16 protein-coding genes are annotated in these 21,957 nt (G+C 66.1%); 12 read left to right on the forward strand and 4 right to left on the reverse strand.

Annotated features, from left to right (window positions below; genetic code table 11):
- Window positions 1-289 precede the first annotated feature (289 nt).
- The 6 genes from EBL85_RS06120 to EBL85_RS06145 all read left to right on the forward strand — a co-directional run bounded on the left by EBL85_RS06120 (window position 290) and on the right by EBL85_RS06145 (window position 7,617).
- Window positions 290-1,948 carry an acyl-CoA synthetase gene (locus EBL85_RS06120; protein ID WP_123142438.1) on the forward strand — a complete coding sequence of 553 codons (1,659 nt, stop codon included), beginning with the start codon at window positions 290-292 and terminating at the stop codon, window positions 1,946-1,948.
- 97 nt (window positions 1,949-2,045) lie between these two features.
- Window positions 2,046-2,798, forward strand: coding sequence for an electron transfer flavoprotein subunit beta/FixA family protein (locus tag EBL85_RS06125; protein WP_123140265.1), 753 nt, complete (start codon window positions 2,046-2,048; stop codon window positions 2,796-2,798).
- A gap of 15 nt (window positions 2,799-2,813) precedes the next feature.
- The gene (locus EBL85_RS06130) at window positions 2,814-3,743 is read left to right on the forward strand and encodes an electron transfer flavoprotein subunit alpha/FixB family protein (RefSeq protein ID WP_123142460.1); all 930 of its coding nucleotides are present in this window, start codon (window positions 2,814-2,816) and stop codon (window positions 3,741-3,743) included.
- Window positions 3,744-3,759: 16 nt separating this feature from the next.
- Complete coding sequence (locus tag EBL85_RS06135) at window positions 3,760-5,535, forward strand: acyl-CoA dehydrogenase (RefSeq protein ID WP_123142439.1); 1,776 nt, start codon at window positions 3,760-3,762, stop codon at window positions 5,533-5,535.
- Window positions 5,536-5,545: 10 nt separating this feature from the next.
- Window positions 5,546-7,189 carry an electron transfer flavoprotein-ubiquinone oxidoreductase gene (locus EBL85_RS06140; protein ID WP_123142440.1) on the forward strand — a complete coding sequence of 548 codons (1,644 nt, stop codon included), beginning with the start codon at window positions 5,546-5,548 and terminating at the stop codon, window positions 7,187-7,189.
- Window positions 7,190-7,203: 14 nt separating this feature from the next.
- Window positions 7,204-7,617, forward strand: coding sequence for a MaoC family dehydratase (locus EBL85_RS06145; protein ID WP_123140268.1), 414 nt, complete (start codon window positions 7,204-7,206; stop codon window positions 7,615-7,617).
- Window positions 7,618-7,657: 40 nt separating this feature from the next.
- Here the strand turns inward: EBL85_RS06145 and EBL85_RS06150 are convergent, their stop codons facing one another.
- Complete coding sequence (locus tag EBL85_RS06150) at window positions 7,658-8,332, reverse strand: TetR/AcrR family transcriptional regulator (protein ID WP_223806074.1); 675 nt, start codon at window positions 8,330-8,332, stop codon at window positions 7,658-7,660.
- 569 nt (window positions 8,333-8,901) lie between these two features.
- Here EBL85_RS06150 and EBL85_RS06155 point away from each other — a divergent pair.
- Window positions 8,902-10,302, forward strand: coding sequence for an ABC transporter ATP-binding protein (locus tag EBL85_RS06155; RefSeq protein ID WP_223806075.1), 1,401 nt, complete (start codon window positions 8,902-8,904; stop codon window positions 10,300-10,302).
- 1 nt (window position 10,303) lies between these two features.
- On the forward strand, window positions 10,304-11,167 hold the full coding sequence (locus EBL85_RS06160) for a polysaccharide pyruvyl transferase family protein (protein WP_223806076.1): 864 nt from the start codon (window positions 10,304-10,306) through the stop codon (window positions 11,165-11,167).
- Window positions 11,168-11,175: 8 nt separating this feature from the next.
- Here EBL85_RS06160 and EBL85_RS06165 read toward each other — a convergent pair whose 3' ends face one another.
- Both EBL85_RS06165 and EBL85_RS06170 read right to left on the reverse strand, forming a co-directional pair.
- Window positions 11,176-14,676, reverse strand: coding sequence for a YhaN family protein (locus tag EBL85_RS06165; protein WP_123142443.1), 3,501 nt, complete (start codon window positions 14,674-14,676; stop codon window positions 11,176-11,178).
- On the reverse strand, window positions 14,673-15,914 hold the full coding sequence (locus EBL85_RS06170) for a DNA repair exonuclease (RefSeq protein ID WP_123142444.1): 1,242 nt from the start codon (window positions 15,912-15,914) through the stop codon (window positions 14,673-14,675). The genes EBL85_RS06165 and EBL85_RS06170 overlap by 4 nt, the downstream gene beginning before the upstream one ends.
- 390 nt (window positions 15,915-16,304) lie before the next feature.
- Between EBL85_RS06170 and EBL85_RS06175 the strand changes: the two genes are divergently transcribed.
- The 4 genes from EBL85_RS06175 to EBL85_RS06190 all read left to right on the forward strand — a co-directional run bounded on the left by EBL85_RS06175 (window position 16,305) and on the right by EBL85_RS06190 (window position 20,991).
- A complete protein-coding gene (locus tag EBL85_RS06175) occupies window positions 16,305-17,189 on the forward strand; it encodes a L,D-transpeptidase (protein ID WP_165913483.1) in 885 nt (294 codons plus the stop codon).
- Window positions 17,186-18,334: an aminotransferase class V-fold PLP-dependent enzyme gene (locus tag EBL85_RS06180; protein WP_123142446.1), complete on the forward strand. Its 1,149-nt coding sequence runs from the start codon at window positions 17,186-17,188 to the stop codon at window positions 18,332-18,334. Before EBL85_RS06175 ends, EBL85_RS06180 begins: the two co-directional genes overlap by 4 nt.
- Window positions 18,335-18,688: 354 nt before the next feature.
- Complete coding sequence (locus EBL85_RS06185) at window positions 18,689-20,338, forward strand: tetrathionate reductase family octaheme c-type cytochrome (protein ID WP_123140276.1); 1,650 nt, start codon at window positions 18,689-18,691, stop codon at window positions 20,336-20,338.
- Window positions 20,338-20,991: a cytochrome b/b6 domain-containing protein gene (locus EBL85_RS06190; protein WP_062276155.1), complete on the forward strand. Its 654-nt coding sequence runs from the start codon at window positions 20,338-20,340 to the stop codon at window positions 20,989-20,991. The genes EBL85_RS06185 and EBL85_RS06190 overlap by 1 nt, the downstream gene beginning before the upstream one ends.
- Here the strand turns inward: EBL85_RS06190 and EBL85_RS06195 are convergent.
- The gene (locus EBL85_RS06195) at window positions 20,936-21,865 is read right to left on the reverse strand and encodes a DMT family transporter (RefSeq protein WP_123142447.1); all 930 of its coding nucleotides are present in this window, start codon (window positions 21,863-21,865) and stop codon (window positions 20,936-20,938) included. The genes EBL85_RS06190 and EBL85_RS06195 overlap by 56 nt on opposite strands.
- Between the last annotated feature and the right edge of the window lie 92 nt (window positions 21,866-21,957).

Consider the following 21,957-nt stretch of genomic DNA (forward strand, 5'->3'; position numbering starts at 1 on the left):
TGCGACTCCTCTCGTGTATCCGCTCGCCCTCGTCGGGCTTCGATGTTCCCGTCCCATCCTGCATCAGGAGCCGGGGGCGATCAATCCGCGGCTGCCGAGTCGCCGTGATCGCGATGGGACGATGACCGGCCGGGATGTCGTGGCAATCACGAAAAACTTTTCACACGATCGTTTGACAAGCTAGTTTTTGGGGTGATAGCGTCATTGCCGAATCGCAATCAGGCAGGCGCAGGCTTCCGGCTGAAAATCAGGGAAGCGGTTCTCAACACCATCGGAGTTACAGGAACGTATGTCCGAGCCAGTCGTTGATCTCTACGAGCAGGACCTCGAGCCGAGAGCGGCCAACCACGAGCCGCTCAGTCCGCTGAACTTTATCGAGCGCACCGCGGCGATCCATCCTCGCAAACTGGCCATGGTGCATGGCACGATCAGGCGCGACTGGGCCGAGACCTATCGTCGCTGTCGCCAGCTCGCCAGCGCGCTCGAACGGCGCGGGATCGGCCGCGGCGACACCGTCTCCATCGTCGCCCCCAATATTCCGGCACACTTCGAGGCGCATTTCGGCGTGCCCATGGCCGGGGCGGTGCTCAACTCCATCAATACCCGACTCGATGCCCCGGCGATCGCCTTCATCCTCGAACACGCCGAGGCGAGGGCGGTACTGGTCGACTGCGAGTGCGCCGAGGTCGTCGGTCGGGCGCTGGCGCGCATCGAGCGCGAGATCCTGGTGATCGACATCGCCGACCCGGACTTCGCCGATGCCCAGGCGCCGATCGGTGAGATCGACTACGAGTCCTTCCTCGCCGAGGGCGATCCCGATCATCAGTGGTCGGTGCCCGACGACGAGTGGCGGGCGATCACCCTCAACTACACCTCGGGCACCACGGGTGATCCCAAGGGGGTGGTCTATCACCATCGCGGGGCCTATCTCGGCGCGATCAACAACGTGCTGAGCTGGGGACTGCCCAACCACGCGGTCTATCTCTGGACCCTGCCGATGTTCCACTGCAACGGCTGGTGCTTCCCCTGGACCATGGCGGCGATGGCCGGGGTCAATGTCTGTCTGCGTCATGTACGGGCACACACCATCGTCGAGACCATCGCCCGTGAGGGCGTGACCCATCTGTGCGGCGCGCCGATCGTGCTGAAGATGATCAACGAGGTGCCGGCCGAGGCGAAGGCCGCGATCACCCAGTCGGTGCGGGTGATGACCGCCGGTGCGCCGCCGCCCTCGTCGGTGATCGCCGGGATGGAGGCGATGGGCTTCGAGGTCACCCATGTCTACGGACTGACCGAGACCTATGGTCCCTGTGTGGCCTGTGCCTGGAACGACGAGTGGGACGGGCTGGCGCTGGAGGAGCGGGCACGGCTCAAGGCGCGCCAGGGGGTACGGATGCCGATGCAGGCGGCGATCATGGTCGCCGATCCCGCCACCCTGCAGCCGATCCGCCAGGACGGCGTGACCCTGGGCGAGATCATGATCCGCGGCAACCTGGTGATGAAGGGGTATCTGAAGAACCCGGACACCACCAGCCGCGCCTTCGATCGCGGCTGGTTCCACAGTGGCGATCTCGCCGTCTGGCACCCGGACGGCTATGTCGAGATCAAGGACCGCTCCAAGGACATCATCATCTCGGGTGGCGAGAACATCTCCTCGATCGAGGTCGAGGAGGTGCTCTTCGGCCATCCGCTGGTGCAGGACGTCGCCGTGGTCGCCAAGCGCGACGAGAAGTGGGGCGAGGTGCCCTGTGCCTTCATCACCCTGGTCGCCGACGCCGAGCTTAGCGAGCAGGCGGTGATCGACTATTGCCGCGCCCGCATGGCCCATTTCAAGGCGCCCAAGCATGTGGTCTTCGCCACCCTGCCACGCACCCCCACCGGCAAGCTGCAGAAGTATCTCCTGCGCCAGTGGGCGAACGATGCCCAGAGCGAGGTCGCGACGGCCTGAACGCCGTATCGACCGAGATCGAGTGATGGAGAGAGACGAGGCGACGACCGTCGTCGTACCGGCCCCTGTCGATGACTGGGGCCCGAGGAGGAGCGTCATGAAGATACTGGTCCCGATCAAGCGGGTCATCGACTACAACGTCAGGGTCAGGGTCAAGTCCGATCACTCGGACGTCGACCTGGCCAACGTCAAGATGGCCATCAATCCCTTCTGCGAGATCGCCGTCGAGGCGGCCGTCCGGTTGCGCGAGGACGGCAAGGCCGATGAGGTGGTGGCCGTCTCGGTCGGTCCCAAGGCGGTGCAGGAACAGCTGCGGACCGCGTTGGCGATGGGGGCCGATCGCGCCATCTGGGTCGAGACGGCCGAGGATGCCGATCTCGGCCCGCTGGGGATCGCCCAGTTGCTCGCGGCGCTGGTGCGCGAGGAGCAGCCGGGGCTGGTGCTGCTCGGCAAGCAGTCGATCGACGGTGACAACAACCAGGTCGGGCAGATGCTCGCCGGTCTGCTCGGTTATCCCCAGGGCACCTTCGTCTCCGGACTCGAGGTGGTGGACGAGGGCATCGAGGTCGTCCGCGAGGTCGACGGTGGTCTGCAGACCCTGGCGTTGCGACTGCCGGCGGTGATCACCACCGACCTGCGACTCAACACCCCGCGTTTCATCCGTGCCCCCGACATCATGAAGTCCCGGCGCAAGCCGATCGCGCACACCGGAGCCGAGCAGCTCGGAGTCTCTCCGGCAGCGGGGCCGCGCCTGCTGGCGGTACATCCGCCCGAGCCGCGCGCCGGCGGGATCCGGGTCGAGTCGGTCGGCGAGCTGCTCGAGCGGCTGAGACAGGCACAGGTGATCTGAATGGAGGAGGGGATGATGCGCACTCTGGTGATCGCGGAACAGGACAGGGGCCGGCTGGCGCCGGCGACACTCAACGTCCTGGGCGCCGCCGGCGAACTCGATGGACCCTGCGACCTGCTGGTGGTCGGGCATGACTGTGCGGCGGCGATCGAGTCCGCCCGCGTGCTTCCTGGCGTCGAGCGCGTGCTGGTGGCCGATGCCCCGGTCTATGCCGATCGGCTCGCCGAGAATCTCGCCGAGCTGGTGGTGGCGGTCGCGCCCGGCTACAGCCATCTGCTGGCCGCGGCCAGCACCTCGGGCAAGGATCTGATGCCCCGGGCAGCGGCGCTGCTCGGGGTCAATCAGGTCTCCGAGGTGATTGCGGTCGAGTCCCCGGCGCGGTTTCGCCGACCGATCTATGCCGGTAACGCCATCGCCACGGTGGAGAGCGACGACCCGGTGAAGGTGCTGACGGTGCGTCAGACCGCCTTCGCCGCGGTCGAGCCCGCCGGCGGCACGGCCGAGGTGGTCGAGCTCGAGCAGGTGATCGAGGTGGTCGCGACCCGGCTGGTCGGCGAGCAGCTGGCCGAGTCCGAGCGCCCGGAGCTGACCAGCGCGCGGGTGGTGGTCAGCGGTGGTCGCGGACTCGGCAGTCGCGAGGGCTTCGAGCTGGTCTATCGGCTCGCCGATCGGCTCGACGCCGCCGTCGGCGCCTCGCGTGCGGCGGTGGACGCCGGCTTCGTCGCCAACGACCTGCAGGTCGGCCAGACCGGCAAGGTGGTCGCGCCCGAGCTCTATATCGCGCTCGGCGTCTCGGGGGCGATCCAGCACCTGGCGGGGATGAAGGATTCGAAGGTGGTGGTGGCGATCAACAAGGACCCGGACGCGCCGATCTTCGAGGTTGCCGACTACGGGCTGGTCGCCGATCTGTTCGAGGCCGTGCCCGAACTTATCGAAGCACTCTGACTCCCTTGGTATAACCATGAGCAGCTATCAGCATTGCTATCGCGAGAGTGATTTCGTCCTTCGCCATCTGATCGATTTCGACGGACTCTGTGTCGAGAACGGCTTCGAGGGCGTGGATCTGGACCTTGCCAACAGCCTGATCGACGAGGCCGCGCGCTTCGGCGCCGAGGTGTTGGCGCCACTCAATGTCGTCGGTGACCGTGAGGGTGCTCGGATGGGTGAGGGGGGCGTGGTGGAGACGCCCGGTTTCGCCGCTGCCTATCGGCAGTTCGCCGAGGGGGGCTGGCAGTCGCTCAAGGTCGACGAAGGCCATGGCGGACAGGGGTTGCCCGATGTGCTCAATGCCGCGGTCAGCGAGATCTGGCACGCGGCCAACCTGTCGCTGGCGCTCTGCCCGATGCTCACCGAAGGCGCGATCGAGGCCCTTGCCGAGCACGGCGACGAGACCCTGCGCGCGCGTTATCTGCCGCGTCTGAGCAGTGGCGAGTGGACCGGCACGATGAACCTCACCGAGCCCGACGCCGGCTCGGATCTGGCGGCGATCAAGACCCGCGCGGTGCCGGATGGAGAGGGTTACCGCATCAGCGGTCAGAAGATCTTCATCACCTGGGGCGATCACCGGATGACCGACAACATCGTCCACCTGGTGCTCGCGCGACTGCCCGATGCGCCGCCCGGGGTGAAGGGGATCTCGCTGTTCGTGGTCCCCAAGTATCGGCTGGACGCGCATGGCGATCCGGCTGAGGCCAATGGGGTGCGCTGTCTCTCACTCGAACACAAGCTCGGCATCCATGGCAGCCCGACCTGTGTGATGGCGTTCGACGACGCCTGGGGCGAGTTGGTCGGCGAGCCGCATCGCGGGCTCGCCTATATGTTCACCATGATGAACCGTGAGCGCCAGGTCGTCGGCCTGCAGGGCCTGGCGATTGCCGAGCGCGCCTATCAGCAGGCGCGTCTGTATGCGATGGAGCGGTTGCAGGGCACGCGTCGTGACGGCACGCGGGTGGCGATCATCGCACACCCGGACGTGCGGCGGATGCTGATGACGATGAAGAGTGGCATCGAGGCGATGCGCGCCCTGGTGCTGGAGACCGCGGCCGAAGCCGACCGGGCGCGGGGCGCGAATGAGGGTGCGCGTCGGGCGCATCATCAGGCCAGGCTCGAACTCTTCACCCCGATCGTCAAGGGCTGGATCACCGAGTTCGCCCAGGAACTGACCTCGCTGGCGATCCAGGTCCACGGCGGCATGGGCTTCGTCGAGGAGACCGGGGTAGCGCAGCACTATCGCGACGCACGTATCCTCACCATCTACGAGGGGACGACCGGGATCCAGGCGCTCGATCTGATCTCGCGCAAGCTGCTTGCCGACGAGGGGCGGGCGATCGGGGCGTTGTTCGACGAGATGGAGGAAACGCTCGGCGTGCTCCGGCAGGCCGAGGAGGCGTCTCTGGTCGTACTCGCCGACCCCTTCGCCGATGGGCTCGCCGCCGCCCGGCGGGCGTGCGACTGGGTGCTGCGCGAGGCGCCAGACGATCGCCAGTTGGCCGGTGCCGTCAGCGTCGAGTTGCTGATGCTGCTGGGCTATCTCTGTGGTGGCTGGATGCAGGTGCGCAGCGCACTGGCCGCGCATCGCGCGATCGAGGACGGGGAGGGCGATGCGCTCTTTCTCGATGCCAAGCTCAAGACGGCCCGTTTCTATTGCGAGCACGTGCTGGCACGGACCCAGGCGGCGCTGACTTCGGTGCTGTCCGGATCGACGAGCCTGATGGCGCTCGATGCAGAGCAATTCTGAGGAGTCGTCGATGAGCGAACGCGATCTGATGGAGTTCGACGTGGTGATCGTCGGCGCCGGTCCGGCCGGGCTGGCGACCGCGATCCGGCTGGCGCAGGCCGACCCGGCGCCGAGCGTGTGCGTGGTGGAGAAGGGGGCCGAGGTCGGTGCTCATATCCTCTCGGGCGCGGTGATCGAGACCCGGGGTCTTGATGAGCTGATCCCGGACTGGCGTGAACGCGGCGCGCCTTTGGAGACCCCGGTCGAGCGCGAGGAGCTGTATCTGCTGCGCGATGCGCAACGCAGCTGGCGGATCCCCGAGGCGATCTCGCCACCGAGTTTACATAATTCAGGCAATTATCTGGTCAGTCTCGGCAACCTGTGTCGCTGGTTGGCCGCTGAGGCCGAGGGTCTGGGCGTCGAGATCTTCCCTGGGTTCGCCGCCACCGAGGTGCTGTTCGGCGAGCACGGTGAGGTGATCGGTGTCGCCACCGGCGACATGGGGATCGGCGCCGATGGCCGTCCCAAGGACAATCATGCCCCCGGGGTCGAGTTGAGGGCGCGCCAGACCGTCTTCGCCGAGGGGTGTCGGGGCCATCTCGGCAAGCAACTCTACCAGCGCTTCGGCCTGGATGCCGAGTCGACTCCTCAGCATCATGCCTTGGGCATCAAGGAGTTGTGGGAGATCGCGGCGGATCGGCACGAGCTCGGGCTGGTGCAGCACGGTACCGGCTGGCCCTTGCCAGAGGGAACCCATGGTGGCTTCTTCCTCTATCACCTGAGCAGGTGTCAGGTCGCCGTCGGGTTGATCGTCGATCTCGATTATCCCAATCCCTGGCTCAGTCCCTTCGACGAGTTCCAGCGGATGAAGCACCACCCGCTGTTCGCCGCCACCCTTGAGGGGGGAAGACGGATCGCCTATGGCGCACGCGCGCTGGCCAAGGGTGGTTTCGATGCCTTGCCCAGACAGCACTTCCCCGGGGGCTGTCTGGCCGGGTGCGAGGGCGGTACGCTCGACAACGCCAAGCTCAAGGGGGTTCATACCGCGCTCAAGAGCGGGATGTTGGTCGCCGAGGAGATCCTTGCGGCCTTCGCCGTCGGTGATCCCGGTGGGCGCGAGCTGACGGGTCTCGAGGCGCGGTTGCGTGCATCCTGGCTGTACGAGGACCTGCGTGTCGGTCGCAACTTCGGCCGATCGCTGCACCGTTTCGGGACCCTGCTCGGTGGGGCTGTCAACAGCCTGGATCAGCGCCTGCTCGGCGGCAGACGACCGATCCGGCGTCCGGGCGATGCGCCGGACCATACCTGGCTGGAACCTGCCGCACTGAGCGAGCCGCTCAGCTATCCCGGGCCCGATGGGGTGCTCAGCTTCGATCGGCTCTCCTCGGTCTATCTCGCCAATACGGCACACGAGGAGGATCAACCCTGTCATCTGCATCTGGCCGACCCGTCGATCCCGACCGGCTCGAATCTGGCCGAGTATGCGGAACCCGCGCAGCGCTACTGTCCGGCCGGGGTCTACGAGCTGGTGGGCGAGGGCGGTGATGACCCGCGTCTGCAGATCAATGCAGCCAACTGTGTGCACTGCAAGACCTGCGACATCAAGGACCCGGCGGCCAATATCACCTGGGTCGCCCCCGAGGGCGGTAGTGGCCCGAACTATCCGAACATGTGAATGAGGAACCAAGGATGCCGACCCTCGAAATCGGTCAGCGCGCAACCCTGACCCGGGCCTTCAGCGAGGCCGATGTGCGTTTCTTTGCCGAACTCTCGGGCGACTGTAATCCCGTGCATCTCGACCCCGTCTATGCAGCCGAGACGCGATTCGGTGAGCGGATCGTTCACGGGATCCTGGTCTCGAGTCTGTTGTCGGCCTTGCTTGGCCATCATCTGCCGGGCGACGGTGCGATCTATCTCGGCCAGGAGCTCAATTTCAAGGCGCCGGTCTATCTCGACATGCCGGTCACCGCCTCGGTCGAGATCACCGCAATCCGTACCGACAAGCCGATCGTCACCCTGGAGACGCGCTGTGTGGACGCCGAGACGGATCGGCTCCTGATCTCTGGTGAGGCGCGAATGTACGTACCCTGGTTGCAAGCCTGACCGCTCCGATTGGAGCGATATCGAGCACGGGAGATGCCGGTCAGGTGTCTCCCGTGTTCGTTTGTGTCAGATGATGCGTCGACTGCACGCCCTGGCGTACCATATCGAGCATGATGTCGGCGATCTCCTCGGGGGAGCGGATGCCGCGGCGGTACCACAGGCATGCCCAGTTCATCCCGCCGAGCAGGAACAGGCGCAACAGCGAACGATCGGTGTCCGGGGCGACCGGAAGATCCTCGATCAACTCCCTGAACAGATTCTCGTAGGTCTTGCGAAAGGGCGTGATGCGCTTGAGCAGGTTGTGCTTTCCCACCAGCGCCAGGTTGCGTCCGGTGATCCTGTCCACCGGTGATCCCTCGACGATTCCGGCGACATGGACCTCGCAAGCGACGCGCAATCGCTCCCAGGGGTCGTCTAGATCCGCGATGGCGGCCTTGATCCTGGCCTCGACCCTGGTGATTCCGGTGCGATGTACGGCGAGATAGAGTTCCTCCTTCGAAGGGAAATAGTGATAGACGGAGCCTGGCAACAGGCCCACCTTTCCGGCGATATCGCGGATGGAGGTGCCGTCGTAGCCGAGGTCGAAGAAGAGCTCTGCGGCCGCATCGAGGATACGGGTCTTGCGATCTCGTGGCGGAGCGTCCTCGGCGGGTTCGTCCTCGGACAGCGCGCCACGAGCGAGCAGGGCACGTTGACGTTGGTCGAGTGATTCCATTCCTTTTGGTGAACTGCGTACCAGCGCCCTGAGACGCTTTACCTGGGTCTCGAGTCCGTGGCGTTGGAGGACATAGCGGACGCCGGATGGTGAGATTCTGAGCCCTGAGGCGCAGAGCAGACGTGAGATCGACGCCTGTCCGAGCTCAGGACGCTCGCGTGCCAACCTTAGGATTGCTTCTTCTCGAGCTGGGTCTGTTGGTGGGTTTGGTCTCATTCTGGATCGCTGCCGTTATGGGATGTCGATCGAGAGTAGCATGTTGCTTTTTACTTATAAACTATCTAAACGAATATTTGACAAGTCCAAATTATATGACTGGTTTCCTTCCTTTAGGTAGGCTTTTGAGGAAAGTCCAAAAAGAAACCAATGGGAATATCTTGCCAAAGAGTTAACATAATATACATTATGCGCAATCAAGGGTGGGGGCCGTTCAGGCCCCGCTCCGCGTGGCAACTGGGCTGAACACGAAGCCATCGTCTTCTGCACGCCTGATCCACCTGCATGTAGCCCAACACGCATCAGCGCCAGCTCATCCAAGTCCGTAACCAGCGCCACATAGCAACCGAAGCGTGTTGCGTCTCCGTTTGCCCCGACGTTTGACAATCCTCTCACCCATGAAGAAGCTATCGAACGTTACCCGGACCAACCGGCCCCATGCTCCGCCCGCTGCCGGTTCGATCACTCACTCAGTCCATTATCGACTGCATTCATGGACGTACCTCAATATGTCGATCATCGAAGTCGAGCATCTGACCAAGGAGTTCAAGCTCGGTCAGCTACATAGTCTGAAGAGCTCACTCGTCAATCAGGCGCGCCGCATTCTTGGCCAAGCACCGACCGAGACCCCGCCCTTCAAGGCACTCGACGATGTCGGTTTCAGCATCGAGGAAGGTGAAGTCGTCGGTATCATCGGACACAACGGCGCCGGCAAGAGTACCTTGCTGAAGCTGCTTGCGAACATCACCAGCCCGACCTCGGGAACGATCAGAGTGGATGGCCGGATTGCGCCGCTGATCGAGGTCGGCGCCGGTTTCGTCCCGGACCTGACCGGACGCGAGAACGTCTATCTCAACGGCGCCATTCTGGGCATGTCGCGTCAGCGGATCGAGGAAAAATTCGACGAAATCGTCGATTTCGCCGAGATGTCGGCCTTCATCGACACCCCGGTCAAGCGTTACAGCTCGGGGATGAAGGTCAAGCTCGCCTTCGCCGTCGCCACCAGCATCGACTCGGAGATCCTCATCGTCGACGAGGTCCTCGCCGTCGGTGATCTCGCCTTCCAGCGCAAGTGTTTCGATCGTATGGAAGACCTGATCCGGCGGCGCGGCAAGACCGTCCTGCTGGTCAGTCACAACATTCGTCAGGTCTCGCGCATCTGCTCGCGGGTGATGCTGTTCGAACGCGGGCGCGTGCTGATGGATGATGCCCCTCAACCAGTCGTTGACCTTTACTACCAGAAGAGCAACGAGAAGGTCCTGGCCGATCACTCGGAAGCGATCCTCAAGCACGCCCGTATCGACACCTCCGGCGAGGCGGAGGTCCTCAGCGTAACCCTGCTCGACGACCAGGACAGCCCGACCGATGCCGTAGAGTCCGGCGGGCCGCTCAAGGTCCGGGTGCGCTTCAAGCTCCATGTCGCGCTCGAACAACCCGAGATCGTGATCGGCACCCATACCACGGACTTCGTTTATCTCGACTCGGGTTCGACCGCCGGGATCGCCGAACGGCCCGACCTCGCAGCCGGCGAACACGAGGTCGAATACCGGATCGATACCTATCCCCTCGCCCCCGGGACCTACAACATCCGTTTTGCCCTGCTCGATCGCAACCGACGGATGGTCTACATCGGCGAGGCACTGAAGGTGTTCATGGTGAAGTCACAGGGTAACGAGGCCAATGAGGCCTCGGCGCGCATGCTCTCGTTGCCTGCTTCCTGGGTACTCGACGGTCGAGCCTATGCCGGCGCATAAGATGAGACGCATTATCAATTTCCATCGTGATGATCCGAATATCGGCGATCAGATGAGCGCGCCGACGCGCTATTTCGACTTCCCCGACCACGAGGTGGTGCGCGCGGATCTGATCGACGAGACGTCACTCGACCTCGACGAGGCCATCGTCATCCTCGGTGGCGGCGGTCTGCTCGACACCTTCTTCCTGCCCGCCATCGAGCGGATCAGGACCGCCACCAGGACGGGGCGGCTCATCGCCTGGGGGGTCGGCCAGCAACTCGATACCGGCCCCTGGTGGCAACGTTATCCCGAGTTCCCTTACGCTCGCTTCCTCGAGGGGTTCGACCTCGTCGGAATCCGCGACGACGGCTTTGCCCACCCCTGGGTGCCTTGCGCCAGCTGCATGCACCCGATCTTCGACGCCCCGCCGGCGCCGCATCACGAATTCGTGGTCTTCTCTCACCGTTCACGCCCACTGCCGATCCTGGAGTGGCCCAACCTGCGCAACGATCAGGCCGATTTCGAGGAGACCATCGCCTTTCTCGCCTCGGGCGAGACCATCATCACCAGCTCCTACCACGGCCTGTACTGGGGCATGCTGCTCGGGCGGCGGGTGGTCGCCTTCCCGTTCAACTCCAAGTTTCTCACCCTGCGTCATCCCCCAACCCTGTACCCGGCGATCTGGGAGCGCCCGGGGCGACTGCAGCGACTGCTCGGGCGGCTGCGTGCACGCACCCCCTCCCCCTATGTCTGTCGCGATGTCGAGGGCTGGCGGCTACTTGCGGGCGCCAGCCGCGCCCAACCAGAGATGCTGGAGGCCTGTCGGGCAAGCAATCGCGCCTTCCATCAACGGGTTCTGGAGCTGATCGACCAGGGTGACTGACCCCCTGCTCACCCGCCTTGGTCCAGGGCATGGATGAAGATCCGCCGCCCCTCCGGATCGACCTCTCGCGCCAGCTCGAGCAGGTGTCGGTGATGGGTGAAGAGGATCACCTGGGTCTGTGCGGAGAAGACGGCCAGGGTCTCGAGGGTGGCGCGGGCACGGGCGTCATCGAACTGCACCAGGATGTCGTCGACCACGAAGGGCAAGGGCTCGGCCTGGCGCAGATGGTGCTCCAGCCCCGCCAGACGCAGTGCGAGATAGAGCTGATCGCGCGTCCCGGTGCTCATCGCCTCGACCCGCACGTGTTCACCGTTGGCGCGAACCCCCACCAGCACCGCTTGATCGTCCTCGCCGAAATCGCTCTCCACCCCGCTGAAGGCGCCACAGGTCAGCCGCGCGAAGGCCTCGGCGGTGCGCGCCAGGATCGGGTCGCGATGGCTGCGCCGAAAGCCCTCGATGGTCTCGCGCAGCACCATCGCCGCCAGTCGGTAGCGTAGATAGCGACCGCACTGATCGCGCAGCTGCGCATCGATGCGCTCGATCTCCTCGGCCTCGGTGGCGGCGGCATCGGCGCCATTCATGGTCGCCAGACGATGCTCGGCCTCGACCCGTACGGCAAGCAGACGTTCGCGCTCGGGGTCGAGCGTCTCGTCGAGACGGCGCTCGAGTCGGGCGAGCGCCTCGAGCAGCGCCTCCCCGGCGATCTCGGCGGCACCGGCCTCGGTCTCGAGCTGCTCGAGCACGAGACCGTCGCCCGTCTCCATCAATCGCCCCTCGACGGCGATCAGCTGCTGCTCGAGCTCGCGTTGCAGTCGCGCACGTTCCTCGATCCCGGCCAGGGCATCGAGGCCCTCACAGCCGGCCAGGCGACAGAGTTCGGCGATCCTGGTCTCTGCGCTACTCGAGGCGCTACCGGCCTCCTCGAGTTGACGCCGCGCCTCGTCACGCTGGCGCAACAGCTCGTCGCGCCGCTCCTGCCGGGCGCGCATCCCCTCGAGCCGAGCATCCAGGGTATGGAGCGCCAGCTCCGCTGGCTCCTCGGCGAGATCCGGGGCGATCCGCGCGATCCGCTCGCGCAACTGCGCGAGAAAGCCCCGGGCATCGGCATCGATATCATCGATGCGGGTCTGAAAACCGGCCGCCTCGCGAGCATCCTGCAACGCCTCGGCCAGTTCGGCGAGATGCTCCTGGGCCTCGCTCGGCAGGCTGTGGACGGCGAGGCCGACCCGCGCCATCGCCTCACCCCAGTCGCGTTCCCAGGCCGACCAGTCACGTTCGGCCTGCTCACAGGCGCTCCAAGCCCCCTCACGGCGCTGCCGGGCCCGCTCCAGCTCGGCGAGCAGGGTCTCATGCGTCCGGGCATGTCGTTGCAAGGCATCGAGCACGGACGCCGCCTCACTCATCCAGACATCCATGCCCTCCCCATCCGGCCCCTGTCGATCGAGCGCCAGCAACGCCCTGCGCAAGGCATCGACACCGTGCATCTGACGCTGCTCGAGCAGCTGACGTTGCTCGCGCACCGCGGTGAGCCGCTCGCCCTGCTCGCGCAGCCGCCGCGCCTGTCCCAGCCAGCCGCGCATCTGTCGCGGCGAGCGCGGCTCCTGCACCGAGCAGGCTTGCCAGAGCGCGCGCCAGGCGGCGTCGAACTCGCACTCGGCGCTCTCCAGCTCACGCCAGGCCAGATCGCAGGCCGCGCGCTCGCGCTCGCACGCCTCGCGCCGTATGCACAACGACTGATAACGCTGTACCCGGTCACTCTCGCGCCTGAGCCGGTCGGCCAGGACATCGGCCTCGTGCAGCGCCGTCTCGAATCGTCGCGCCAGCGCCGCCCCGGCCTCCAGTCGCAGTGATGCATCGTGCGCCTTGAGTGCTTGCCAGTGACGCTCACGCGTCTCACGCGCGGCGGTCAATGCCGTTTCGCTGGGAACCTCTCCAGCGATCCCGAGGGTGCGCGCCTCGGTGTCGATCTCGACCATCTCCCGTTCGCAGCCTTGCCGCCGCTCGCGCAGACGTTGGCGCTCCAGCGCCAAGGCATCGGCGCGCAGCATCCAGTGCTCCAGGGCGTCGAACTCCGGCAGCGGCGCACACAGCAAGGACTCCAGCCCCTGACTCCAGCCACTCAAGCGAGAGAGTTCGGCCGCGCACTGTTGCCCGAGGGCACGTTCCTGCGCCTCGAGCTCGGCCAGATCGGCGTCCAGCGCGCCGGCGCCACGCGCCTGCTCGAGCGCCAGCTCCAGGGCCGCGACCGAACGTGGCGGTGTACGCGCGGCAAGTTGACGCTCGCAATCCTCCACCGCCCGTGCGGCCTCGTCGCGCGCCAGCCGGGCGCGTTGCAACTCGCTCCACAGCGCCTCGCGCCGCTCCCCCAGGGCGTTGATTCGACGACGCGCATCGAGCCAGTCACGCAATGCCTCGGTCGGTGCCTGCGCAGCCCCGGCATCGACTCGGGCGACCCGTTCGACGACCCGGGCGTGCAGGGCGTCGCGTCTGGCGATCAGCATGGGGCGATCCGCCGCGGCCTTGCGATGGCTGCCGAGTCGTTCACGCAGCTCGACCAGTTCGGCGCCAGCGGCAAGCAACCGGGGTTCGATGACGATACCCGCCAGCTCTTGTTCGAGCGCAGTGAGCCGCGTCGAGACCAGTTCGCCCAACTCGATGGCGCGGATACGCTGGGCCTCGGCCTGCTGGCGACGCGCGCCGAAGTCCTCCGGCAGATGCAACCGCTCGCCCAACCCGTCCAATCGCGCCAGCAACCCCCGGCGCACCTCCAAGTCGGCGCGGGTGCGACGGATGCGCTCGAGCCGGGCCCGCTCGCGCAATACCCGGTCACGTTCGGCATCGAGTTCGGCGAGCGCCCGGCAAGCCGTCTCATGAGCGGCACGCGCCCGTTCCCAGTCCACGGCGCCGAGTTCGAGGTCGCGCTGACGACGCTGTCGCTCGGCCCGCTCGGCGAGCGCCATGTTGATCTGCTGCTTGCGCCCGCGGGGACGAAACAGCGCATCGGCCGAGGCGTCCAACCCCTCGAGCACGCGATGGACCGCCACCCGGCCGAGCCCGGAGCCGAACAATGCCTCGGCCTCGCGCCCCCGTTCCTCGAGCAGGGTACGCCCCCCGCTGACCAGGGTCTCGTGATCGATCCCGAACAGCCGCTCGAACAACGCCGCATCGACCCCGCCGAGCAGACGTTGCAAGCGCTGTTCGTCGAGTGCTTCGCCAGCGGCATCGAGCAGGGTGTGCTTGCGTCCCTTGCGGCGGACACAGTGGAGTTGCTCACCCGTGGCGCCGAGCAACAGCGCACCGACCCTCAGCTCGCGCGCAGGATGGAGAAAATCGTCACTGGTGCGTTCGGGGATACCGTAGAAGAGTCCGTGCAACGCACGCAGCGCCGAACTCTTGCCCGCCTCGTTGGGACCATGGATCAGGTGCACGCCGGCATCACCCGCGCTGAGATCCAGCACCCGATCGGTGAAGGGACCGAATGCGCGCAACTCCAGTCTCAGCACCCTCATCGCGGATCGCTCTCGAGCAGGCGTGCGCGTAACAGTGCGCGCACATCATCGAGACAGGCGCGCAGCACCGCCGGGTCGGTGGGGTCGTCCTCGCCTCGCCGGAGACCGGCCGGGAGACGTGCGGCGAGCGGTTCGAAGCCCTCGGCCAGACGCGCCAGCGCCTCGGGGTCGAGTTCGAGCGTCTCGATCGCCGCGAGCAGACCACCGAGGGTCTCGTCGGCCTCGCCCCTCCTCACCTGCGGACGGGTCTGCAGACGAACCTGCTCGAGCCAGAGCCGGTCGCCGTGGACGCTGGCGAGCCCGCGACAATCGTTGACCAGCTGTTCGTGTTCGGCACGCAGCCAGGCATCGAGCGCAGTCGCACCACTCAGCGCCAGCCGCACGGCAAGCAGCCGTCCCTCGGCCTGGTCGATGACACGCTCCAGCGCACACCCGATGCGGGCATGGACGGCATCGAGATCGGTACTGCCCTCGATCTCGACAGCGAGCAGGTGCCAGCGCACCACGTCCAGCGCACGATGCTCCAGACAGACCCTTCCTGCGCGATCGATCTCCACCAGGGTCGCACCCTTGGCGCCGCACTCGCGGATATGGCGCCCCTGCAGATTGCCGGGAAAGACGATCCAGGGGGATTCGGCGAGGACCTCGCGAGCATGGACGTGTCCCAGGGCCCAGTAGTCATAGCCGTGACTGCGCAGCGCCTCGAGCCTGCAGGGCGCATAGGGGGCATGACCGGGACGCCCGTCGAGCGAGGTGTGCAGCAGACCGATGTTGAACAGACCGGAGACCGGCGGTGGATAGGCCCGACTGAGATCGGTGGTGACCGCCCGGGTGGCGAACCCCTGACCGTGCACGGCCACGCCAAGCGTCTCGAAGAGCCGGGTCTCGGGGCGCTCGGTGGCGAAGACATGGACGTTGTCGGGCAGACGCAGGGTCCGGGTGATCTGGCTGGCGGCATCGTGATTGCCAGCGATCAGACAGACCGGAATGCCGGCGGCATGCAGGCGCTGTATCTGAGCGATGAAGAACAGCCCGGTGTTGTAGTCCTTCCAGTCGCCGTCGTAGAGATCGCCGGCGAGCAGCAGCAGGTCAACCGACTCGGCAAGCGCCAGCTCCACCAGGTTGACGAAGGCGCGTCGGGTAGCGCCGCGCAGCGCCTCGAGCGGTGCGCCGGGATAACGCTCGAGCCCCTGTAACGGGCTGTCGAGATGAATATCGGCGGCGTGCAGGAATCTCACGCGTCCATCCCCTCCATGCGGGTACGAGTCCATCGATTTCGGGGCATTCTCGCCCTGCTCCGCGAGCAGTGTCCAACACCGTTGTCATGTTCCCCGCGATCGCGCCGTTATTCGAGGTCGGCGGATGCCCTCGAAACTTCGCCACGTTATCCTAACCATATTGAGAAAGCGCAACAGCACCGACACAACCACCCGGGGAATCCCATGATGAGCAATCCCACGCCCACCCTTCGCACCCTGGCACGCCCCCGGACCCTCTGGTTATGCGCCCTGGCCCTGACTACCCTGAGCGGTTGCACCGAATGGCCACGACTTGCCGCCAAGCCGGAACCACAGCCGGCCCCGCCTGAGCCGGCGGAGCAACAGCCGCCACAGCCACAATCGACGCCCGTGATCCCCAAGGAACCCTCGCTCTACGAGTGGCGTGGCGAGGGACGACGGGTCTCGCACATCGTCGTCGACACCGACGACCAGAAGGCCAGGTTCTATGACGGCGACGTGGAGGTCGGTTGGGCGACCGTGGCCACCGGGGTGTCGCGTCACCCCACACCGACCGGCAGCTTCACGGTGATGGAGAAGGTCGAGAACAAGCGCTCCAACCTCTACGGTCGCTACTACGGCTCCGGGGGCAAGTTGATCCAGTCGAACGTCAAGGTCGGGCGCGACCCACTGCCCGACGGCGCCCGCTTCGTCGGCGCCAAGATGCCCTATTTCATGCGTCTGACCTATGACGGCATCGGCCTGCACGCCGGCCCCATCCCGCGTCCGGGCAGACCCGCCTCGCACGGCTGTATCCGCATGCCCGCCGAGGTTGCACCCTTGCTGTTCGCCAAGGTCGACCAGGGCACGGCGGTGACCATCGTCGGGCGAGGCCCCAGCTACGGCAACTATGCCAAGCGCCAGCGTCAACTCGCCGCAGAGCGCGCGGCCAGCGCACGGCGCGAACAGGCCGCCCGGGCGCAGAGCGCACCCGAGCCGTCGCCGCCGCAACCGGCACCGATCACCACGACGACGCCCAGGGTCACGGACACCACCGCGCCGACACCGCTCGCCCCCGCCCAGCAGCAGCCGGACCAGCCGACCGCACCCGACGACGCCCCGGCGACGGTGGCGGACACGCCACAGACCGTCGCTCGTGACGAGCCTGCCCCCGCCACCGTGCAGGACATCCGTCAACCGCTCGGTAGCTCGGCGTTGCGTCTGCCCGAATCGGGCATGGTCCAGCGCCTCTCGCCCGAACCCACGACACCGACGCCGGAGGCCAACGAGGGATGAGCCTGCGCCAGCACCCACTCGCCGAGGAGTTCCCACTGGCCCCCGAGCTGTGTCACCTCAATCACGCCGCCGTCGGCCCCTGGCCGCGACGCAGCGTCGAGGTGGTGCGCCGCTTCGCCGAGGACAATGCCGCGCACGGCTCGCTGGCCTATCTCGACTGGCTGCAGGTCGAGACACGTCTGCGCGAGCGGCTCGCGCGACTCGTCGGCAGCGCCGACACGGGCAGCATCGCACTGCTCAAGAACACCTCCGAGGCGCTCTCGGTGATCGCCCACGGCCTGCCCTGGAGCGCCGGGGACAATATCGTCGGAATCGCTCAGGAGTTTCCCTCCAACCGGATCGTCTGGGAGTCACTGGCACCACGCGGGGTGGATTGGCGGGCGCTCGATCTGGAGCAGAGCAGCGATCCGGAGAGCGATCTCTGCGCCCTGTGCGACGAGCGCACCCGTCTGATCGCGGTGAGCTGGGTACAGTACGCCCGCGGCCTGCGGCTCGACCTGGCACGGATCGGTGCCTTCTGTCGCGAGCGTGACATCCTCTTCTGTGTCGATGCCATCCAGGGACTCGGCGCGCTGCCCTTCTCGCTCGCTGATAGTGGCGCCGATTTCGTCGTCGCCGACGGCCACAAGTGGATGCTCGGCCCGGAGGGGCTGGCGCTGCTCCATATCGCCCCGACCCAACTCGAGCGCCTCGCGCTGCACCAGTTCGGCTGGCACATGGTCGCCAACCCGGGGGACTTCGAACAGCGCGACTGGAGTCCGGCGCCCGACGCCAGACGCTTCGAATGCGGCAGCCCCAACCTGCTCGCCGCGCACGCGCTGGAGTCGAGTCTGTCGCTGCTCGAGGAGGTCGGCACGACAACGGTCGAGACCCTGATCAGACAGCGGACCGATTGGCTGATCGCGGCGATCGATCGTCACGGCCTCGAACTCTTGACCCCCCGCCCCCCCGAACGGCGCGCCGGGATCGTCACCTTCCGGGTCCCCGGCGTGGCGAGCGAGCATCTCTACCCGGCACTGATGCGCCATCAGGTGCTCTGTGCCCAGCGCGGCGGCGGGATCCGCTTCTCGCCACACTTCCACACCACCGAGGAGACGCTCGAGCGCGCCATCGACGCGGTCATACGGCTCGCAGGCACCCTGTAATCGCCATCGCCCTTGCCCGCTCCGGCGGGCTCGGCGCACAATGTCGCGCATTCGGTCCAACCCCGCTCAACCCCAGGAGTCGCAACGGCGTGAAGTGGTACGGAATCCTGCTGGGCGCCCTGCTCGGAACCCTCTTCGGGACCATCATCGGCTATCTGCTCGTGCCCGCCATGCTGCCCTGACTCGCCCCCGGCGTGCTGCCGTCCCCGGCGAGCGGCAACAAAGCGTGATCGACTTGCGCTTGCTCAAGGCGCAGGGTTCGGCTTTCGTGTTTATTTACCAGCCCTAAGCGGGCAATCCTCATCGGCTCGATCAGGTCCGCGAACGCCTTCCCCATCCAATCCGAGGTGCGAGATGTTCATCACCACCACACGACTGGTCGCCGTGGGCCTGATGCTGGTCGCCTGCTCGTCGTCGGCATCGCCCCACACGACGCCGCAGGAGACGACAGCGCAGGACACGCCGAGTCAGCAACGCCCCCAACGCTCCGGTCCACTCACCGGCGGCACTGCCGATCATGCCAAGTTCGAGGTGCTGCAGCAGGCCTTTGAGTCCGGCCCCGAGGTCACCGAAGCGTGTCTGAGCTGTCACACCGAGACCGGTGAGCACTTCATGCGCAACGTCCACTGGACCTGGGACTATGTCGACCCGGATACCGGTCAGCAGCTCGGCAAGCGTCACCTGATCAACAACTTCTGCACCAACGCCCGTGGCAACGAGGGGATGTGCGCCCAGTGTCACGCCGGCTACGGCTGGAAGGACGAGGATTTCGACTTCACCGACGAGACCAGGATCGACTGTCTGGTCTGTCACGACGGCACCGGTACCTATTACAAGACCCCGAACAACGAGGGCCACTCGGCCTGTTCGGTGATGTTCGAGGACATGGCCCCGCTCGATCTCGGCGAGATCGCGCGCAACGTCGCGCTACCGAGTCGGGAGAACTGCGGGACCTGTCACTTCAACGGCGGTGGCGGCGACAACGTCAAGCACGGCGATCTCTCCACCGCACTGATCGATCCTCCCCACGATCTCGACGTGCATATGGACGCTGCGGGACTCAACTTCTCCTGCACCGCCTGTCACATCACCAAGCAGCACGTCTGGGCGGGCAGCCGCTACAAGGTCGTCTCGCGCGACACCGAGGGCACCGGCCAGCCCGGCGAGCGCCGCGACGTCGCCACCTGCGAGTCCTGCCACGGCCTCTCGCCCCACCCGATCGACTCGATCCGCGCCTTCAAGCTCAACGACCATGTCTCGAGCGTGGCCTGTCAGACCTGCCACATCCCCGAGTTCGCCCGCGGCGGCGTGGCCACCATCACCGATTGGGACTGGCGCACCGCCGGCAGGACGCGCGACGGCGAGGGCTATCACGAGCACGGCTATACCCAGGGCAACGGCGAGCATCGCTACACCTACAAGTCGATCAAGGGCGATTTCGTCTATGACGAGGACATCGTGCCCGAGTACGCCTGGTTCGATGGCCAGATGCACTACACCACCATCGATACCAAGTTCGACGACAGCCAGCAGCCGATCGAGATCAACGGCTTCGACGGCTCGCGCGAGGACGCCGATTCACGCATCTGGCCGTTCAAGCGGATGCGCACCTGGATGCCCTACGACGCCGGCAACGCCACCCTGGTCTACACCCATCTCTGGGGCGTCGATGACGCCGCCTACTGGGGCAATTACGACATGGGACGGGCCATCGCCCGCGGCATGGCCGATTTCGGGCTCGACTACTCGGGCGAGTTCGGCTTCGTCGAGACCCTCTCCTGGTGGCCGATCACCCACATGGTCGCCCCCAAGGAAGATGCACTCGCCTGTCGCGACTGCCATGCCGCCGAGGGCCGTCTCGCCGGACTCGAAGGGGTCTATCTGCCCGGCCGCGACCACAGCCGCTGGCTCGACATCATCGGCATCATCGCCGTCGGCGCAACCCTGCTCGGCATCCTCATCCACGCCCTGATCCGGCTCTTCTCGAAGGGGGAACAACACTGATGGCCATGCGCAAGGTTCTGATCTTCGGACGCTTCGAGCGCTTCTGGCACTGGAGCCAGATGGCGCTGATCGTGATCCTGATGCTCACCGGCTTCGGTCTGCACGGTTTCCACGACCTGTTCGACTTCGAGGTCGCGGTGACCATCCACATGTATGCCGCGAGCGCCCTGCTGATCCTCTGGATGTTCAGCGTGTTCTGGCTCTTCACCACCGAGACCTGGCGCCACTTCCTGCCGACCGGACACGGGCTCTGGCAGGTGCTGCGCTTCTACAGCTTCGGCATCTTCAGGGGGGAGCGCCACCCCTACCGCAAGGCTTTCTGGCGCAAGCACAACCCCCTGCAGGCGCTGGCCTATCTGATGCTCAAGGTGGTGCTCTTCCCGCTGATCTGGGTCACCGGGCTGCTCTATATCTTCTACTTCCTGTGGCGCGACATCCCCCACGCCACCGGCTGGCTGGAGGCCGTGGCGATGATCCACACCGGCGCGGCCTTCGCGATCCTCGCCTTCGCCTTCATCCATGTCTACATGCTCACCACCGGACATTCCTTCCGCGAGCATGTCACCCCAATGATCACCGGCTTCGACCTGGTCGAACTCACCCCCGAGGAAGAGGCCTATCTGGAGAAGGATCAGCCGGCGATGATCCGCTGACCCGATGACGGCCAGGGATGGCCACCAATAACGCACTGATGAGGATCAGCACGACACCGCCCCACTGCGTCGGCGAGAACCGCTCGCCGAGACAGAGCACGGCACCGAGCACCGCCACCACCGGCTCGACGGTAGCCAACACCGCCGCGCGCGAGGCGTTGACCAGTCTCAGTCCACGGGTGAACAGGGCATAGGCGAGCAGGGTCCCGAGCAGGCCCATCGCCAGCAAGGCGCCCCAGATCGCCCACTCCCCCCGGTGAACAGCCACTCCTCCGAGCGCCTGCCAGGTCACGGGCAACAGGATCAGGATCAGGGCGCTGAGGATGAATCCACTGGCCATCACCGGATCCGGCCCGAGCCGTGCAATCAGGCGGCGTCCGAGCACCGGATAGAGCGCATAGCACAGGCCCGCGGCGAGCCCGAACAACACCCCGGAGAGCGCCCCCGTTCCGGTCGACAGGGTCTGGCCGAGCAACACCACCACCCCGCACAGGGCGCCGAGCGCGGCGGCGACCCCGCGTACCGTCACCGACTCGCCATCGAACAACACCGCAAAGACCAGCGCCCAGAGCGGTGCGGTATAGAGCAGCACCACCGCCACACCGACCCCGACCTTATCGATCGCCTGGAAGTAGCAGAGGTTGTAGCCGAGCACCCCGATCAGGCCATGGACCACCAACCGCGGGGACTGCGCCGCCAACACCCGCAGATCGACGCCACGCAGCAGCCAGCGCGCGCCGACGACGAGCAGCAGTGCGGCACAGAGGATCCTCAGGATGGCGACCTGCTGACCGTCGAACCCGGCGGCATTGAGGGTCACGGCGAACAGGCCGAGGAGGCCCCAGAGCGCCGCGGCGGCAAGGATCATCGACATCGCGAATCCTGGTCGTTGACGATAAAGCGCGACAGCCTAGTGCAGCAGCGCCCGCGGTGTCGTTCGGCAAACCGCGCAAAGGATTCGGAAAT

It is taken from the genome of Marichromatium sp. AB32 (assembly GCF_003718675.1).
In the GTDB taxonomy this organism is placed as follows: Bacteria; Pseudomonadota; Gammaproteobacteria; order Chromatiales; family Chromatiaceae; genus Marichromatium; species Marichromatium gracile.

Excerpts from the sequence above, each read along its gene's own strand:
- EBL85_RS06160 (WP_223806076.1), top strand. The coding sequence starts at position 10,304 with ATGAGACGCATTATCAATTTCCATCGTGATGATCCGAATATCGGCGAT.
- EBL85_RS06180 (WP_123142446.1), top strand. The coding sequence starts at position 17,186 with ATGAGCCTGCGCCAGCACCCACTCGCCGAGGAGTTCCCACTGGCCCCC.
- EBL85_RS06190 (WP_062276155.1), top strand. The coding sequence starts at position 20,338 with ATGGCCATGCGCAAGGTTCTGATCTTCGGACGCTTCGAGCGCTTCTGG.
- EBL85_RS06165 (WP_123142443.1), bottom strand. The coding sequence starts at position 14,676 with ATGAGGGTGCTGAGACTGGAGTTGCGCGCATTCGGTCCCTTCACCGAT.
- EBL85_RS06150 (WP_223806074.1), bottom strand. The coding sequence starts at position 8,332 with ATGGAATCACTCGACCAACGTCAACGTGCCCTGCTCGCTCGTGGCGCG.
- EBL85_RS06195 (WP_123142447.1), bottom strand. The coding sequence starts at position 21,865 with ATGTCGATGATCCTTGCCGCCGCGGCGCTCTGGGGCCTCCTCGGCCTG.
- EBL85_RS06145 (WP_123140268.1), top strand. The coding sequence starts at position 7,204 with ATGCCGACCCTCGAAATCGGTCAGCGCGCAACCCTGACCCGGGCCTTC.
- EBL85_RS06120 (WP_123142438.1), top strand. The coding sequence starts at position 290 with ATGTCCGAGCCAGTCGTTGATCTCTACGAGCAGGACCTCGAGCCGAGA.
- EBL85_RS06135 (WP_123142439.1), top strand. The coding sequence starts at position 3,760 with ATGAGCAGCTATCAGCATTGCTATCGCGAGAGTGATTTCGTCCTTCGC.
- EBL85_RS06185 (WP_123140276.1), top strand. The coding sequence starts at position 18,689 with ATGTTCATCACCACCACACGACTGGTCGCCGTGGGCCTGATGCTGGTC.
- EBL85_RS06125 (WP_123140265.1), top strand. The coding sequence starts at position 2,046 with ATGAAGATACTGGTCCCGATCAAGCGGGTCATCGACTACAACGTCAGG.
- EBL85_RS06140 (WP_123142440.1), top strand. The coding sequence starts at position 5,546 with ATGAGCGAACGCGATCTGATGGAGTTCGACGTGGTGATCGTCGGCGCC.
- EBL85_RS06130 (WP_123142460.1), top strand. The coding sequence starts at position 2,814 with ATGCGCACTCTGGTGATCGCGGAACAGGACAGGGGCCGGCTGGCGCCG.